1 protein-coding gene and 1 pseudogene are annotated in these 899 nt (G+C 46.7%); both read right to left on the bottom strand.

From position 1 onward, the window contains the following. A pseudogene (locus R7Q48_RS25620) lies at positions 1-560 on the bottom strand (TIGR01620 family protein); the annotation flags it as partial. Next, a partial coding sequence (locus R7Q48_RS25615) for a YcjX family protein (RefSeq protein ID WP_318132973.1) occupies positions 557-899 on the bottom strand: 343 nt, incomplete at its 5' end. The pseudogene R7Q48_RS25620 and the gene R7Q48_RS25615, both read right to left, overlap by 4 nt.

The following is an 899-nucleotide window of genomic DNA, read 5'->3' as shown; positions in this document are numbered from 1 at the left end:
AGGATTTCCGCATCACTGTGTGCTGGGTTAATGCTGTTCTGCCAGCGATCAAAGCCTGGGTTCTCTGCTAATACACCACTCTGTTCCGCCACCTTTTCGCAAAACACCTTGCCTTTACCCACACTGTCACTGTGAACGAGCAGTTCGGCTTCTTCTTGAATGCTGAAATGATTTCTTAATTTACGTAGCTTCCAGAGTTCTTTACCGATGGCACCTAGGCCCAATGAAGCCACTGCAGTAATGAAACCCGCCCAACCTAATGCTAGCCAGTCAGCTGTTTGCACCGCAGTGACAAATGAGTCTACAGCCTGCCACCCGACCAATCCGGCAAAAGTAGCAAACACGCCGGTTGCGAGCCATTTTCTGCCCGGCCTAGGGCGAATCACATGTTCAAGTTGCAGTTCTTGTTCGGTTTCAATTCGATCTTCTTCTATCTTCACTGGTACAAAAGTTTCTTTTTCACTGAATGTCTTTTGCGCCGTTAACTCTGGTGAATCCGATTGCTGCTCTTTCTCTAGTGCTTTTTCAGAGAAAATTTGTTTCTGCTTCAATTCGCTCATTTCAATTTGTCTCCTAGCAGATAATCCAGTGCTTTATCTAGACGTATGTGTTTCATCGGTTCATCACTTGCTGACGGCATAGGACGGAAGGAAGTAAAGTCAAAACCACTGTTTTGCCAATAGGCGGCATTGGGTAGCTTCTTCGGCACCTCTCCTGGGAACATCGTCATTGGCTCACCGTTTAAGGTCGTACCTTGTAACGCAGAAATGGTTTTGTCGCCTGAGGTAATAAACCCTGAAGTGGTCGCTTGGATGGAAGCAATGCTCATACAACTCATTTCAATGTTCTCATAAGCAGCGGTTTGCCATGCTGGGTGCACCATTTGTTGCAGTAGAGAG

The organism is Vibrio sp. 378 (assembly GCF_033339435.1).
The sequence above is the reverse complement of the archived record's forward strand: the minus strand, read 5'-3'. Positions and strand labels throughout refer to the sequence as shown.